The organism is Pseudomonas sp. HR1, from assembly GCF_030175875.1.
GTDB classification, from domain to species: domain Bacteria; phylum Pseudomonadota; class Gammaproteobacteria; order Pseudomonadales; family Pseudomonadaceae; genus Chryseomonas; species Chryseomonas oryzihabitans.
In genome coordinates, this window is record NZ_JASNRF010000001.1 from 1,195,450 (window position 1) to 1,210,681 (window position 15,232).

The 15,232-nt window shown below is 67.7% G+C and carries 11 protein-coding genes; 9 read left to right on the forward strand and 2 right to left on the reverse strand.

Annotated elements, in window-relative coordinates; all coding sequences use genetic code 11:
- Positions 1 to 6 precede the first annotated feature (6 nt).
- Positions 7 to 939 carry a choline ABC transporter substrate-binding protein gene (gene choX, locus QKY98_RS05480; RefSeq protein ID WP_044341194.1) on the reverse strand — a complete coding sequence of 311 codons (933 nt, stop codon included), beginning with the start codon at positions 937 to 939 and terminating at the stop codon, positions 7 to 9.
- A gap of 155 nt (positions 940 to 1,094) precedes the next feature.
- On the opposite strand from choX, the gene QKY98_RS05485 reads away from it, so the two are divergent.
- From QKY98_RS05485 to etfB, 7 genes are all read left to right on the forward strand, one after another.
- On the forward strand, positions 1,095 to 2,081 hold the full coding sequence (locus tag QKY98_RS05485; protein ID WP_042135111.1) for a GlxA family transcriptional regulator: 987 nt from the start codon (positions 1,095 to 1,097) through the stop codon (positions 2,079 to 2,081).
- A 131-nt stretch (positions 2,082 to 2,212) separates the two neighbouring features.
- Positions 2,213 to 3,190: a dipeptidase gene (locus tag QKY98_RS05490; RefSeq protein ID WP_058791813.1), complete on the forward strand. Its 978-nt coding sequence runs from the start codon at positions 2,213 to 2,215 to the stop codon at positions 3,188 to 3,190.
- A 188-nt stretch (positions 3,191 to 3,378) separates the two neighbouring features.
- On the forward strand, positions 3,379 to 3,909 hold the full coding sequence (locus QKY98_RS05495) for a DUF5943 domain-containing protein (protein WP_027597311.1): 531 nt from the start codon (positions 3,379 to 3,381) through the stop codon (positions 3,907 to 3,909).
- A 105-nt stretch (positions 3,910 to 4,014) separates the two neighbouring features.
- Positions 4,015 to 6,075 (forward strand): dimethylglycine demethylation protein DgcA, encoded by a 2,061-nt coding sequence (gene dgcA / locus QKY98_RS05500; RefSeq protein ID WP_027597312.1) that lies wholly within the window; start codon positions 4,015 to 4,017, stop codon positions 6,073 to 6,075.
- 183 nt (positions 6,076 to 6,258) lie between these two features.
- Positions 6,259 to 8,250, forward strand: coding sequence for a dimethylglycine demethylation protein DgcB (gene dgcB, locus QKY98_RS05505; protein WP_284670459.1), 1,992 nt, complete (start codon positions 6,259 to 6,261; stop codon positions 8,248 to 8,250).
- A gap of 217 nt (positions 8,251 to 8,467) precedes the next feature.
- Positions 8,468 to 9,703 (forward strand): electron transfer flavoprotein subunit alpha, encoded by a 1,236-nt coding sequence (gene etfA / locus QKY98_RS05510; protein ID WP_144960973.1) that lies wholly within the window; start codon positions 8,468 to 8,470, stop codon positions 9,701 to 9,703.
- A complete protein-coding gene (gene etfB / locus QKY98_RS05515) occupies positions 9,693 to 10,493 on the forward strand; it encodes an electron transfer flavoprotein subunit beta (protein WP_037007498.1) in 801 nt (266 codons plus the stop codon). The genes etfA and etfB overlap by 11 nt, the downstream gene beginning before the upstream one ends.
- A 571-nt stretch (positions 10,494 to 11,064) precedes the next feature.
- Here etfB and polA read toward each other — a convergent pair.
- On the reverse strand, positions 11,065 to 13,812 hold the full coding sequence (polA, locus tag QKY98_RS05520) for a DNA polymerase I (protein WP_077171283.1): 2,748 nt from the start codon (positions 13,810 to 13,812) through the stop codon (positions 11,065 to 11,067).
- 111 nt (positions 13,813 to 13,923) lie between these two features.
- On the opposite strand from polA, the gene QKY98_RS05525 reads away from it, so the two are divergent.
- Positions 13,924 to 14,214 (forward strand): DUF2782 domain-containing protein, encoded by a 291-nt coding sequence (locus tag QKY98_RS05525; RefSeq protein WP_027597317.1) that lies wholly within the window; start codon positions 13,924 to 13,926, stop codon positions 14,212 to 14,214.
- Positions 14,215 to 14,276: 62 nt separating this feature from the next.
- Positions 14,277 to 15,230, forward strand: a complete 954-nt coding sequence (locus QKY98_RS05530; RefSeq protein ID WP_284670460.1) for a homoserine kinase — start codon at positions 14,277 to 14,279, stop codon at positions 15,228 to 15,230.
- Positions 15,231 to 15,232 lie beyond the last annotated feature (2 nt).

Consider the following 15,232-nt stretch of genomic DNA (forward strand, 5'->3'; position numbering starts at 1 on the left):
GGGCGATCAGAGCTTGAGAGCGGCGGGCTGGCCGGTACGGGTGGTCACGCCCTGGAGAAAGGCGTCGAGGCGTTGCGGGTTGTCCTTGAGCCAGGCGCGGGCGGCGTCCTTGGGCGCGGTGCGCTCCAGGATGGGCGCCATCACGGCACTGACCTCGGCACTGTCCATGTGCAGATTGCTGAGCAGGCGCTGGACGTTGGCGCAGCGCTGCGGATAGTCGGCGGTGGTCACCACCGAGACCGTGGCCTGGCCTTCGTTGGGGCCGAAGACGTCTTCGCTGCCTGTCAGGTAGCGCATCTTGATCTGCAGGTTCATCGGATGCGGCTTCCAGCCAAAGAAGACGATCCACTCCTTGCGCTTCTCGGCGCGGCGCACGGCGGTGAGCATGCCCGCCTCGCTGGACTCCACCAGCTGGAAGTCCTTGAGGCCGAAACGGTCGGTCTTGATCATCTCGGCGGTGCCGCGGTTGGCGCCGCTGCCTGGCTCGATGCCGTAGATCTTTCCGCCGAGCTTGTCCTTGAAGCGGGCGATGTCGGCAAAGGTCTTCAGGCCCCCCTCGTAGACGTACTCGGGCACCGCATAGGTGGACTGGGCATCGGCCAGCAGCGGCGGAGTCAGCACCTTGACCTGGCCCTTGTCGACGAAGGGCTGCACCACCGGCTGCATGGTCGGTTGCCAGTAGCCGAGGAACACATCGAGATTCTTGTCGCCCATGGCCGCCATGATGATCTGCTGGGAGGCGGTGGTCGGCTTCACGCCGTAGCCGAGGCCTTCGAGCATGACCTCGGCCAGGGCGCTGGTGGCGACCACGTCGGTCCAGCCGACGATGCCCATCCGTACCGTCTGGCAGCTGTCGGGATCGGCGGCGCGGGCGCTGCCAAGGGTGGCGGCCAGGAGGCCGCAGGCGAGGAGGGTGGCGCTTAGGGTCTTGTTGGGCATGACGAACTCCCTGGGGCGGCGGGCGGGGATGACTGCCGGTTGCCTTCTACCCTAGGCGCCTCGCCCCGCCGCCATGTGCAGCCCGACGACCGGAATTTGCACCCTGGCGACCTTCTTGCTTGCCCAAGCCAACCGTTACCGAGGACGCCCCACCCATGCCGCAGTCCTTTGCCTTTCTCCTGCTGCCCGGCTTTTCCGCCCTGGGCTTCATCGCCACCCTGGAGCCCCTGCGGGTGGCCAACCGCTTTCGCCCGGGCAGCTACCGCTGGCGCATCCTCGGTCGCGAGGGCGCGGCGGTGACCGCCAGCAACGGCATGTCGGTCAATGTCGACAGTGGCCTCGATGCCCTGGAAGCGGGCACCACCCTGTTCGTGGTGGCCGGTTTCGAGCCCCTGGCCCATTACGACGACGGCCTCGCCAGCTGGCTGCGCCAGGTCGCCCGCCACGGCCATCCCCTGGGCGGGATCGACACCGGTGCCCTGGTGCTGGCGCGTGCCGGGCTGCTGGACGGCCATAGGATCACCCTGCACTGGGAGGCGGTGGCGGCCTTTCGCGAGGCCTGGCCGCAGCTCGAGGTAACCGGCGAGCTGTTCGAGATCGACCGCGGCCGCATCACCTGCGCCGGCGGCACGGCCAGCCTCGACCTGCTGCTGGAACTGATCGGCCGCAGCCACGGCAGCGAACTGGCGGTGCAGGTCTCCGAGCAATTCGTGCTCGGGCGCATTCGCCCGCCGCGCGAGCACCAGCGGCTGCAGGTGGCGCAGCGCTACGGCATCGCCAATCGCAAGCTGATCCGCGTGGTGGAGCGCATGGAGCGCCACACCGAGACGCCCCTGGGCACCCTGGAGCTGGCCGCCGGCATCCAGGTGACCCGCCGCCAGCTGGAGCGGCTGTTCCGCCTCCACCTGCAGACGACCCCCTCCACCTTCTATCTGCAGTTGCGCCTGGACCGGGCCCGCCAGCTGCTGCAGCAGGGGGAGGCCAGCGTGCTGGACGTCGCCCTGGCCTGCGGCTTCGAGTCCGCGTCCTATTTCTCCCGCTGCTACCGCCAGCGCTTCGGCCTGAGTCCGCGGGAAGACCGGCCGCACCGGTCGTCGGCGCCGGAGCTTGCGGCGGCGGCTGCCGGCCTGCCGCCGGGGTAGGCCGACCCGCTCACTGACGCTTCTGGTGATACCCCTGTCGTTTTTGCATCCGGTCGGCCAGGACCCCGGGGCTATGCTGGCCTCGAATCGCCGGCACCCGTTCCGGCGCGAGACCAACGCCGGAGCCCGTCATGAATGCCACCGAACTCCACGCCGACAGCATCGTCATCGACGGGCTGATCATCGCCAAGTGGAACCGCGAACTCTTCGAAGACATGCGCAAGGGTGGCCTGACCGCCGCCAACTGCACCGTCTCGGTATGGGAGGGCTTCCAGGCCACGGTCAACAACATCGCCGCGAGCCAGAAGCTGATCCGCGAGTGCAGCGACCTGGTGGTCCAGGTGCGCACCACCGCCGAGATCCGCCAGGCCAAGGCCCAGGGCAAGACCGGCATCCTGTTCGGCTTCCAGAACGCCCATGCCTTCGAAGACCAGATCGGCTACGTGGAGATCTTCAAGCAGCTCGGCGTGGGCATCGTGCAGATGTGCTACAACACCCAGAACCTGGTGGGCACCGGCTGCTACGAGCGCGACGGCGGCCTGTCCGGCTTCGGTCGCGAGATCGTCGCCGAGATGAACCGCGTCGGCATCATGTGCGACCTCTCCCACGTCGGCTCCAAGACCAGCGAGGAAGTCATCCTCGAATCCAAGAAGCCGGTCTGCTACTCCCACTGCCTGCCCTCGGGCCTGAAGGAGCATCCACGCAACAAGTCGGACGAAGAACTCAAGTTCATCGCCGACCACGGCGGCTTCGTCGGCGTGACCATGTTCGCCCCCTTCCTGGCCAAGGGCATCGATTCGACCATCGACGACTACGCCGAGGCCATCGAGTACGTGATGAACCTGGTGGGTGAAGACTCCATCGGCATCGGTACCGACTTCACCCAGGGCCACGGCCATGACTTCTTCGAGTGGCTGACCCATGACAAGGGCTACGCCCGCCGCCTGACCAACTTCGGCAAGATCGTCAACCCGCTGGGCATCCGCACCGTGGGCGAATTCCCCAACCTGACCGAGACCCTGCTCAAGCGCGGCATGCCCGAGCGCACCGTGCGCAAGGTCATGGGCGAGAACTGGATGCGCATCCTCGGCGAAGTCTGGGGCGAGTAGTGAATACCTCTGGAGCCTACTGCGCACACCGCTAGCGGCGTCGCGTCCTCGCGCCAGGTTCGCCGTACCTCGGTACTGCTCTCACCTGGCGCTGCGGGGCTCCTTGCCAGCGGCGCGCTCGCTACGGCTCCACAGGCATTCACCCACACCTTTTTTTAGATACGTATTAGCGAATCGGAGCTCCACACATGGCCAGCCACGCCCCCGAAATGCCCATCCAGGTCGACGACGAAACCGGCGTCTGGACCACCGACGCCCTGCCGATGCTGTACGTACCCCGGCACTTCTTCGTCAACAACCACATGGGCATCGAAGAAGTCCTGGGCGCCGACAAGTACGCCGAGATCCTCTACAAGGCCGGCTACAAGTCCGCCTGGCACTGGTGCGAGAAGGAAGCCGAGTGCCATGGCATCCACGGCGCCGCGGTGTTCGAGCACTACATGAAGCGCCTGTCGCAGCGCGGCTGGGGCCTGTTCGAGACCCAGAAGCTCGACCTGGACACCGGCCATGCCGAGGTCAAGCTCAAGCACTCCGCCTTCGTCTACGTCTACGGCAAGGTCAATCGCAAGGTCGACTACATGTTCACCGGCTGGTTCTCCGGCGCCATCGACCAGATCCTGGCCGCCAAGGGCAGTGCCATCCGCACCGTCACCGTCCAGGAATACAGCGGTTCCGAAGAAGGCCATGACGACGGCCTGTTCGTCACCCGGCCGAAGTAACGTCCCGCCCCCGGGTGGCCGCCGACCCGCTCGCGGCCACCCCAGCGACACCCCAGAGCAAGAGCGCGGCTCAAGACCGCGCACCAGCCGATCGAGGAGAAGGTCATGGCCTTCGAAGCAATGTTCCAGCCGATCCAGATCGGCAAGCTCACCATCCGCAACCGCGTACTCTCCACGGCCCACGCCGAGGTCTATGCCACCGACGGCGGCATGACCACCGAGCGTTACGTCAAGTATTACGAAGAGAAGGCCAAGGGCGGCATCGGCCTGGCCATCTGCGGGGGTTCCTCGGTGGTCGCCATCGACAGCCCGCAGCACTGGTGGAGTTCGGTCAACCTCTCCACCGACCGCATCATTCCGCACTTCCAGAATCTGGCCGACGCCATGCACAAGCACGGCGCCAAGATCATGATCCAGATCACCCACATGGGGCGCCGCTCCCGCTGGGACGGCGGCCACTGGCCGACCCTGATGTCGCCGTCGGGCATCCGCGAGCCCGTGCACCGCGCCACCTGCAAGACCATCGAGCCGGAAGAGATCTGGCGGGTGATCGGCAACTTCGCCCAGGCCGCCCGCCGGGCCAAGGCCGGCGGCCTGGACGGCGTCGAGCTGTCCGCCGTGCACCAGCACATGATCGACCAGTTCTGGTCGCCGCGGGTCAACAAGCGTACCGACGAATGGGGCGGCAGCTTCGAGAACCGCATGAGATTCGGCATGGAGGTGCTCAAGGCCGTGCGTGCCGAGGTCGGTGACGACTTCTGCGTCGGCATGCGCATCACCGGCGACGAATTCCACCCGGACGGTCTGTCCCACGACGACATGAAGCAGATCGCCAAGTACTACAGCGACACCGGCATGCTCGACTTCATCGGCGTGGTCGGCTCGGGGTGCGACACCCACAACACCCTGGCCAACGTCATCCCCAACATGACCTATCCGCCGGAGCCCTTCCTGCACCTGGCCGCGGGCATCAAGGAAGTGGTCAACGTACCGGTGCTGCACGCCCAGAACATCAAGGACCCGAACCAGGCCACCCGTATCCTGGAGGGCGGCTATGTCGACATGGTCGGCATGACCCGCGCCCACATCGCCGATCCGCACCTGATCACCAAGATCAAGATGGGACAGATCGACCAGATCCGTCAGTGCGTCGGCGCCAACTACTGCATCGATCGGCAGTACAACGGCCTCGACGTGCTGTGCATCCAGAACGCCGCCACCAGCCGCGAATACATGGGGCTGCCGCACATCATCGAGAAGTCCACCGGGCCCAAGCGCAAGGTGGTCATCGTCGGTGGCGGCCCGGCCGGCATGGAGGCCGCGCGCGTCTCCGCCGAGCGCGGCCATGACGTCACCCTGTTCGAGAAGCAGGAGCAACTCGGCGGCCAGATCACCCTGGCCTCTCGCGCTCCGCAGCGCGACCAGATCGCCGGCATCACCCGCTGGTACCAGCTGGAACTGGCGCGCCTGGGCATCGACCTGCGTCTGGGCACCGCCGCCGATCCGGCGACCATCCTCGACCTGCGCCCGGACATCGTCATCCTGGCCAACGGCGGCCATCCCTTCCTGGAACAGGTTGACCATTGGCACGCCGCCGACGGCCTGGTCGTCAGCAGCTGGGACATCCTCTCGGGCAAGGTCGAACCGGGCAAGAACGTGCTGGTGTACGACACCATCTGTGAATTCACCGGCATGTCGGTGGCCGACTACCTGGCCGACAAGGGCGCCCAGGTCGAGATCGTCACCGACGACATCAAGCCGGGCGTGGCCATCGGCGGAACCACCTTCCCGACCTACTACCGCAGTCTCTATCCCAAGGAAGTGATCATGACCGGCGACCTGATGCTGGAAAAGGTCTACGCCGAGGGCGACAAGAAGGTCGCGGTGCTGGAGAACGAATACACCGGCGCCCGCGAAGAGCGCGTGGTCGACCAGATCGTCATCGAGAACGGCGTGCGCCCGGACGAGGGGCTCTACTACGCCCTCAAGGAAGACTCGCGCAACAAGGGCCAGATGGACATCGAGGCGCTGTTCGCCATCGAGCCGCAGCCGGCGCTGGGCGAGACCGGCAACGGTTACCTGCTCTACCGGATCGGCGACTGCGTGGCCCAGCGCAACACCCACGCCGCCATCTACGATGCCCTGCGCCTGTGCAAGGACTTCTAAGACACGCCCCGTGAGGGTTCGCAACGTCCGGTCGGCACGGACAGCCTCCTCTCCCTGAGGGAGAGGGCGGGGGTGAGGGGCCCAGCTGACGCCTTGGCGTCAAAGCGGGCTCTCCATCTCGGCTTTCTCCCCAGGGAGAGGAGGTGATCCGCCGCCACCCGAGGTCCCGTAGGGAGACCCGCAATGCTCAGTACCATCCTCCCCATCCTGCTCTTCGCCGCCCTGGCCCTCACCGTGATCGGTGCCGTGCGCCGCTTCAGTCTCTGGCGACAGGGGCGTCCGGCCGAGGTCGACTGGCTGGGCGGGCTGCTGAAGATGCCGCGGCGCTACCTGGTGGATCTGCACCACGTGGTCGACCGCGACAAGTACATCTCCAAGACCCACGTGGCCACCGCCGGTGGCTTCGTCCTGGCGGCGCTCTTGGCCATCCTGGTGCACGGCTTCGGCCTGCACAGCCGCATCCTCGGCTGGGCGCTGCTGGCGGCCACCGCCTGCATGTTCACCGGCGCCCTGTTCGTCGCCAGGCGCCGCCGCAATCCGCCGGCGCGGCTGTCCAAGGGCCCCTGGATGCGCCTGCCGAAGAGTCTGCTGGCCTTTGCCGCGAGCTTCTTCATCGCCACCCTGCCGGTCGCCGGCATCCTGCCGCCGGACTTCGGGGGCTGGCTGTTGGCCGCGGTGCTGGCGGTGGGCGTGGCCTGGGGCGTGTCCGAACTGTTCCTCGGCATGACCTGGGGCGGTCCCATCAAGCACGCCTTCGCCGGTGCCCTGCACCTGGCCTGGCACCGTCGCGCCGAGCGCTTCAGCACCCCGCACAACGCCAGCGCCGCCCGCTCCAGCGGTCTCAAGGCGCTGGACCTGCACGATCCCAAGGCGCCGCTGGGCGTGGAAAAACCCGCCGACTTCACCTGGAACCAGCTGCTCGGCTTCGACGCCTGCGTCCAGTGCGGTCGCTGCGAAGCCATGTGCCCGGCCTTCGCCGCCGGCCAGCCGCTCAACCCCAAGAAGCTGATCCAGGACATGGTGGTCGGCCTCAAGGGCGGCAGCGATGCCCGCTACTTCGGCTCGCCCTATCCGGGCAAGCCGGTCGGCGAGCACGCCGGTGGGCCGCACCTGCCGATCGTGGCGCGCCAGGGCAAGGCCCTGGTGGATGCCGAGACCCTCTGGTCCTGCACCACCTGCCGCGCCTGCGTCGAGGAATGCCCGATGATGATCGAGCACGTCGATGCCATCGTCGACATGCGCCGGCACCTGACCCTGGAACGCGGCGAGACGCCGAACAAGGGCGCCGAGGTGCTGGAAAACCTCATCGCCACCGACAACCCCGGCGGCTTCGCCCCCGGTGGCCGCCTGAACTGGGCCGCCGACCTGGACCTGCCGCTGATGAAGGACAAGGGCCAGGCCGAGGTGCTGTTCTGGGTCGGCGACGGCGCCTTCGACATGCGCAACCAGCGCACCCTGCGCGCCTTCGTCAAGGTGCTCAAGGCAGCCAAGGTGGACTTCGCCGTGCTCGGCCTGGAAGAGCGCGACAGCGGTGACGTGGCCCGTCGCCTGGGCGACGAGGCGACCTTCCAGCAACTGGCCAGACGCAACATCGAAACCCTGGGCAAATATCGCTTCCAGACCATCGTCTCCTGCGATCCGCACAGCTTCCATGTGCTCAAGAACGAGTACGGCGCCCTGGGCGGCCACTACCAGGTGCAGCACCACAGCACCTTCATCGAGACCCTGCTCAGCCGCGGCACCCTGCACCTCGGCCAGCACGCCCTGGCCGAGCAGGGCGCCACCATCACCTATCACGATCCCTGCTACCTGGGCCGCTACAACGGCGAGTACGAGGCGCCGCGCGCCGTGCTCAAGGCGCTGGGCATCGCGGTCAAGGAGATGGAACGTTCCGGCTTCCGTTCGCGCTGCTGCGGCGGTGGCGGTGGAGCCCCCATCACCGACATCCCCGGCAAGCAGCGGATCCCCGACATGCGCATGGCCGACATCAAGGAAACCGGCGCCGAGCTGGTGGCCGTGGGCTGCCCCCAGTGCACCCTGATGCTGGAAGGCGTGGTCGCCCCGCGTCCGGAGATCAAGGACATCGCCGAACTGGTGGCCGAGGCCATCGTCGAGGCGCCGGTGGACAGTAAGCCTGCGGCTGCGCGTCGGCCGGTCGCGGAGGCGCTGTCGTGAGTGGGTTTGGTAGCCCCCTCACCCTGGCCCTCTCCCCGAGGGGAGAGGGGATGGCTACCGGTGTCCGGCCAGTTGTGGCGTTCGCCTGTAGCACCGGGAAAAGCCATCTGGCAGGCCTGCCGCTTTTTTCTTTTACCCCCGCTCCCCTCAGGGGAGAGGGATGGGGTGAGGGGCCCACCGCGCACCTCACCGGCCATTTCCAAACGGAGCGCCCAGCATGAGCATCATCCGTCGCGATCCGCGCCGCGAGTGGATCGCGCGCAACCGTCTGCATCCGCTGCACGCCAGTATCGCCAGCAGCGCCGAGTCCGAAGTCCGCTGGATGGGCCCCAATGGCCTGGTCCGCAAGAATCCCCATGCCGCGGCTGCCGGTTTCGTCGGGCCCCAGGGCGTCAAGCGGATCGATCGCAGCGGCGCCCAGCAGGGCGGCGGTCGCCGTGGCGCCGCCCAGGCGGTGGAAGAACAGCTGCCGCTGCACCGCATCGCCGAGCCGGCCTTCCACATCGCCGTGGTTCCGGACCTGGTCAGCGGTCGCCTGACCGCCCACGACCGTGACCTGCTGGGCCTGGCCCGGCAACTGGCCGGCGCCGAGGGCGCCGTGCTGGCGGTGGTCTTCGGCGAGGTCAAGGAAACCGCCTTCGATACCGCCGGCGTGGATCGCCTGCTGCATCTGGACGGCGAGCAATTCCAGGGCTATGCCCCCGAGCAGCGGGTGCTGGCGCTGCGCGCGGTAGACAATGAACTGCAGCCGCGTCACTGGCTGCTGCCCGACAGCCGCAGCGGTGGCGGCGAACTGGGTCGGCGCCTGGGCGCGGCCCTGCACGAGCGTCCCGCCACCCGCGTCTGGCAGGTCAAGGACGGTCTGGCCACCGGCCGCGCCGGTGCCGGTCGCCAGGATCTGCAACAGCCGCTGCCGCGCCTGGTGCTGGCCTTGCCGGAGTGCGCGGAGCCGGTCGGCGAGACCCGTCACGAGGTCCTGCAGGTCACCCTCGGCGGCAACATCGCCCGCCACCTGCCGCGCATCGAGGACCTCGGCCCGGTCGCCGTGGACCCCATGCAGATTCCCCTGGGCGAAGCGGAATTCATCCTCTCCGGTGGCAACGGCATCCGCGACTGGGATCTGTTCCACAGCACCGCCGCCATCCTCGGTGCCACCGAGGGCGCCTCGCGGGTGGCGGTGGACGATGGCCATATGCCGCGCAATCGTCAGGTAGGTGCGACCGGGACCTGGGTCACTGCGCGGGTCTATCTGGCCGTGGGTATCTCCGGCGCCGTGCAGCATCTGCAGGGCATCGCCAGTTGCGACAAGGTCATCGCCATCAATACCAATCCGGGTTGCGACATGGTCAAGCGCGCCGATCTTTCGGTGATCGGCAATGGTGACGCCATCCTGGCCGCCCTGGCGCGGCTGGTCGAACAACAGCGGGCAGGGGAGTTGCAGGATGTCGCCTGAGCAGAAGCTGCCGTCGCTGGACGGCGTCAAGGTCGTGGCCCTGGTCTCCGTTGGCGCCCACCCTACCTCCGGACGGGCCCGGCGGGCGGAACAGGATGCCCGCGCCGTCGAACTGGGCCTGCGCCTGGTAGGCGACAAGCTGCGCGTGCTGCACGCCGGTGACCCCGCCGAAGAGGCCTTGCGCGGCTATCTGGGCATGGGCGTGCCGGCCCTGCACGTACTGGAACAACCGCCAGGCGCCGATGCCCTGCCAGCCCTCGGCGATACCCTGCGCGACGTTGGCGCCGGCCTGGTGCTGACCGGCAGCCAGGCGGAAACCGGCGAGGGCTCGGGCCTGCTGCCCTATCTGCTGGCGGAGACCCTTGGCTGGCCGCTGGTGGTCGGCCTCGCCGCGGTGGAAGCCGTGGAAGGTGGCCAGGCGACCGTACTCCAGGCCCTGCCGCGTGGTCAGCGCCGTCGGCTGCGGGTACGGCTGCCCTTCGTCGCCAGCGTCGACAGCGCCGCCCCGGCGCCACGACAAAGCGCCTTCGGCCCGGCCCGGCGGGGCGAGTTGCAGGTGGAGACCACCGAGATCGTGCAGGACAGTCTGTTCGACAGCGGCGAATTGCAGCCCGCCAAGGCCCGTCCCAAGCGCCTCAAGGTGATCAAGGCCAAGACCGCCGCCGACCGCTTCAAGGCCGCCACGGCCAAGGCCTCCGGCGACGGCGGCCAGGTCCTCAAGGACCTGACCCCCGAAGCGGCCGCGGCCGCCATCTTCAAGGTATTGCGCGAGGAAGGCGTGGTGCGCTGAGGCTTTACCCCCTCTCCCCCTGGGAGAGGGCCGGGGTGAGGGCCCCCTTGGCACCCGAGTTTCAAGTGGAAAAGGCTGCGCCGTTTTCCACGCTACGGTGCCACGGAGCCGAAGCCACGCTCCAAACCACCCCCTCTCCCTCCGGGAGAGGGCTGGGGTGAGGGAAGCCCCGGCACCCAAGCCTCAAGTGGAAAAGGCTACGCCGTTTTCCACGCTACAGAGCCACGGTGTCGAAGCCACGCTCCAAACCGCCCCCTCTCCCCCTGGGAGAGGGCTGGGGTGAGGGCGCCCTTAACACCTGAGTTTCAGGTGGAAAAGGCTGCGCCGTTTTCCACGCTACAGAGCCACGGTGTCGAGGCCGCGCTCCAAACCGCCCCCTCTCCCCTTGGGAGAGGGCTGGGGTGAGGGGAGGCGCGGCACCCAAGCCTCAGATGGAAATGGCTGTTCCGTTTCCAAGCTACGGTGTCTGAATCGCGGCCATGGGCCGCTCCTACAGTGAGATCTAAACCTGTAGGAGCGGCCGCATCGGCGGACCGCCATGGCGGCGATCAAACCCAGTCAGGCGCATCTATCAGTGCGCCTCGTCCCAGTTACCACCCACCCCCGACTCCACCAGCAGCGGCACGTCCAGCTCGCCGGCGCCGCTCATCAGCGGTAGCAGGCCTTCGCGCAGCAGCTCCACCTGGTCCTCGCACACCTCCAGCACCAGTTCGTCGTGTACCTGCAGGATCACCCGGGCATCCAGCTCGGGGGTCGATTGCAGCCAGCCGTCCACGGCGATCATGGCGCGCTTGATGATGTCCGCCGCGGTGCCCTGCATGGGCGCGTTGATCGCCGCCCGCTCGGCTGCCCGACGCAGGCCCTGGTTCTTGGAGTGGATGTCCGGCAGGTACAGCCGGCGGCCATAAAGGGTCTCCACGTAGCCCTGGTCCACCACCTGGGCGCGGGTGCGCTCCATGTAGGCCAGCACGCCCGGATAGCGCTGGAAATAGCGATCGATATAGGCCTGGGCCTCGGCGCGGCCGACGCCGATCTGCTTGGCCAGGCCGAAGGCGCTCATGCCGTAGATCAGGCCGAAGTTGATGGCCTTGGCGCGGCGACGGTCCTCGTTGCTGACCTCTTCCAGGGGCACGCCCATCACCTCGGCGGCGGTGGCGCGGTGCACGTCCAGATCGTTCTGGAAGGCGTGCAGCAGGCCTTCGTCCTGGGCCAGGTGGGCCATGATGCGCAATTCGATCTGCGAATAGTCCGCCGCCAGCAGGCGATAGCCTTTGGGTGCGACGAAGGCCTGGCGGATGCGCCGGCCCTCGGCGGTGCGGATCGGAATGTTCTGCAGATTCGGGTCGCTGGACGACAGCCGCCCGGTAGCCGTCACCGCCTGGTGGTAGCTGGTGTGGATGCGCCCGGTGCGCGGATTGATCTGCTGCGGCAGCTTGTCGGTGTAGGTGCTCTTGAGCTTGCTCATCTGCCGGTACTGCATCAGCACCTTGGGCAGCGGGAAGTCCTGGTCGGCCAGTTCCTGCAGCACCGCCTCGGCGGTGGAGGGCTGGCCGGAAGCGGTCTTGCTGACCACCGGCAGGCCCAGCTTGACGAAGAGGATCTCGCCCAGCTGCTTGGGCGACCCCAGGTTGAATTCCTGGCCGGCCAGCTCATAGGCCTCCTTTTCCAGGGCGATCATCTTCTCGCCCAGCTCGCGGCTCTGCACCCCGAGCAGCGCCGAATCCACCAGGGCGCCGTTGCGCTCGATGCGCGCCAGCGCCGGCACCAGCGGCATCTCGATGTCGCGCAGCACCGCGGCCAGGCCCGGCACGGCCTCCAGCCTGGGCCAGAGGGTCTCGTGCAGGCGCAGGGTGACGTCGGCATCCTCGGCGGCATAGGGCCCGGCCTGCTCGATGGCGATCTGGTCGAAGGTCAGCTGCTTGGCGCCCTTGCCGGCGATGTCCTCGAAACGGATGGTGCTGTGGCCCAGGTACTTGAGCGCCAGGCTGTCCATGTCGTGACGGGTGCCGGTGGCGTCCAGCACATAGGATTCGAGCATGGTGTCGAAGGCGATGCCCTGGATCGTGATGCCGTAGCGGGTCAGCACATTGAGGTCGTACTTGCCGTGCTGCATGACCTTGAGCTTGGCCGGGTCTTCCAGCAGCGGCTTGAGCGCCGCCAATACCGGCTCCAGACCGAGCTGGGTGGGCGCGCCCATGTAGCTGTGGGCCAGGGGCACATAGGCGGCCTGGCCCGGCGCCACGGCAAAGGACAGGCCCACCAGCTCGGCGCGCTGGGCATCGATGCTGGTGGTCTCGGTGTCGAAGGCGAAGCAGTCGGCGGCCTGCAGGCGCGCCAGCCAGGCGTCGAAGTCGGCCTGCTCCAGCACGGTGTCGTAATGGGTTTCCACCTGGGTGGTGGCGGCATCCTCGGCCAGCGGCAGCGGCGCGCCCTGGCGCTTGGTGTCGCGGATCAGCTCATCCAGCCAGGACTTGAATTCCAGCTCCTGGTAGAGCGCCATCAGGGCTTCCACATGGGGCTCGCCGACCTTGAGTTCCTCGAAGGTGAGGTCCAGCGGCACGTCCAGCTTGATGGTCGCCAGCTGGTAGGACAGATAGGCCTGCTCGCGATGCTGGTCCAGCTTGGCGGCCAGCGACTTGGCGCCGCGCAGGGGCAGGGCGGCCACCGCGTCGAGGTTGGCGTAGAGGGTATCCAGGCCACCGCCGATGCCATTGAGCAGGCCGGCGGCGGTCTTCTCGCCCACCCCGGGTACCCCGGGGATGTTGTCGATCTTGTCGCCCATCAACGCCAGGTAGTCGATGATCAGCTCCGGACCCACGCCGAACTTGGTCCTGACCCCTTCCACGTCCAGCACGCTGCCGCTCATGGTGTTGACCAGGGTGACGTAGGGGCAGACCAGCTGGGCCATGTCCTTGTCGCCGGTGGAGATCACCACCGGGCGCTCGGCGCTGGCGCAGTGGCGGGCGAGGGTGCCGATGACGTCGTCGGCTTCCACCCCTTCGACGGCCAGCAGCGGCAGGCCCAGGGCGCGGATGCAGGCGTGCAGCGGCTCGACCTGGCCGCGCAGGTCGTCGGGCATGGCCGGTCGCTGGGCCTTGTAGTCGGCGAAGAGTTCGTCGCGGAAGGTCGGGCCCTTGGCGTCGAAGACCACCGCGAAGAGGCTGTCCGGATACTGGCGGCGCAGCGAGAGCAGCATGTTGAGCACGCCCTTCACCGCGCCGGTCGGCTTGCCGGTGGAGGTCATCAGCGGCGGCAGGGCGTGGAAGGCGCGATAGAGATAGGAGGAACCGTCCACCAGGACGAGAGGGGCGTGGCTCATGGTCTAGACCTTTGTCGTGGCGTGTGCGGCGTCTGTCCGGCCAGTCTCGACGACTGCAAGGCCGGGTTTTAGAATCGACCACTCGCTCCGTTCAAAAGGTCAAAGGTTACCATGGGTGCTCGTCGCTTCCTCTTCGCCGCGTTGCTGCTGGCGCCGCTGGTCCAGGCCGCGGAACCGCTGCCACCGGGCGAAAAGCCCCTGCCTGACGAGATCAAGGTGATCCGCTACCAGGCCGGCGACCAGACCATCGAGGAGACGCGCATCCGCGGCGTGCTGCAGTCCACCCGGGTCATCCCCAAGCATGGTGCGCCCTACGAACTGGTGCCCGCCGATGGCAGCAGCACCGCCGCCAACGACAAGCCGACCCTGCACGTCCCCAGCTGGCGCCTGTTCAGCTGGTAGGCGCAAGGCGCCTGGACCGGTAAACTGCGCGCCGCTCGCACATTCCTCCGCCAGGCTCCGTCATGTCCGTCTTCACGCCCCTCGATCGTCCCACCCTCGAAGCCTTTCTCGCGCCCTATGGCCTGGGCCGGCTGCGGGATTTCCGGGGCATCGCCGAGGGCTCGGAAAACACCAACTACTTCATCAGCCTGGAAGGCGGCGAATTCGTCCTGACCCTGGTGGAGCGCGGTCCGGTGGCGGAGATGCCGTTCTTCATCGAACTGCTCGACGTCCTCCACGACGCCGACCTGCCGGTGCCCTATGCGGTGCGCACCCAGGATGGCCAGGCCCTGCGCGAACTGGCCGGCAAGCCGGCGCTGCTGCAACCACGCCTGGCCGGTCGCCACGAGCGTGTGCCCAATCCCCATCACTGCAGCGAAGTCGGCCACCTGCTGGGCCATCTGCACCGGGCTACTGCGGGTGAAAAACGCATCGAACGCGCCAGTGATCGCGGCCTGGCCTGGATGCTGGCCGAAGGCGAGCGCTTGGCGCCGACCCTGGACGCGACCGCCCGGCCATTGCTGGAGCGCACCCTGGCGGAGATCCGCGAGTTGCTGAGCGAGCAGCCGCCGCTGCCCGAGGCCAATCTGCACGGCGACCTGTTCCGCGACAACGTGATGTTCGACGGCCCCCGGCTGTCGGGCGTCATCGACTTCTACAACGCCAGTTCCGGCTGGATGCTCTATGACCTCGCCATCACGGTGAACGACTGGTGCTCCACCGAGAGCGGCGCGCTGGACCTGCCACGCGCCCGGGCGCTGCTGGCGGCTTATGCCGCCGACCGCCACTTCACGCCGCGCGAAGCCGAATTGTGGCCGGTGCTGCTGCGGGTCGCCTGCGTACGCTTCTGGCTGTCACGCCTGATCGCCGCTCAGGCCTTTGCCGGTCAGGACGTGCTGATCCATGATCCGGCCGAATTCCAGCAGCGCCTGGTGGCGCGGCAGCAGACCCCGCTGGAATTGCCGCTGACCCTGTAGCC

Excerpts from the sequence above, each read along its gene's own strand:
- dgcA (WP_027597312.1), top strand. The coding sequence starts at position 4,015 with ATGGCCTTCGAAGCAATGTTCCAGCCGATCCAGATCGGCAAGCTCACC.
- QKY98_RS05485 (WP_042135111.1), top strand. The coding sequence starts at position 1,095 with ATGCCGCAGTCCTTTGCCTTTCTCCTGCTGCCCGGCTTTTCCGCCCTG.
- etfA (WP_144960973.1), top strand. The coding sequence starts at position 8,468 with ATGAGCATCATCCGTCGCGATCCGCGCCGCGAGTGGATCGCGCGCAAC.
- QKY98_RS05525 (WP_027597317.1), top strand. The coding sequence starts at position 13,924 with ATGGGTGCTCGTCGCTTCCTCTTCGCCGCGTTGCTGCTGGCGCCGCTG.
- QKY98_RS05490 (WP_058791813.1), top strand. The coding sequence starts at position 2,213 with ATGAATGCCACCGAACTCCACGCCGACAGCATCGTCATCGACGGGCTG.
- dgcB (WP_284670459.1), top strand. The coding sequence starts at position 6,259 with ATGCTCAGTACCATCCTCCCCATCCTGCTCTTCGCCGCCCTGGCCCTC.
- QKY98_RS05530 (WP_284670460.1), top strand. The coding sequence starts at position 14,277 with ATGTCCGTCTTCACGCCCCTCGATCGTCCCACCCTCGAAGCCTTTCTC.
- polA (WP_077171283.1), bottom strand. The coding sequence starts at position 13,812 with ATGAGCCACGCCCCTCTCGTCCTGGTGGACGGTTCCTCCTATCTCTAT.
- QKY98_RS05495 (WP_027597311.1), top strand. The coding sequence starts at position 3,379 with ATGGCCAGCCACGCCCCCGAAATGCCCATCCAGGTCGACGACGAAACC.
- choX (WP_044341194.1), bottom strand. The coding sequence starts at position 939 with ATGCCCAACAAGACCCTAAGCGCCACCCTCCTCGCCTGCGGCCTCCTG.
- etfB (WP_037007498.1), top strand. The coding sequence starts at position 9,693 with ATGTCGCCTGAGCAGAAGCTGCCGTCGCTGGACGGCGTCAAGGTCGTG.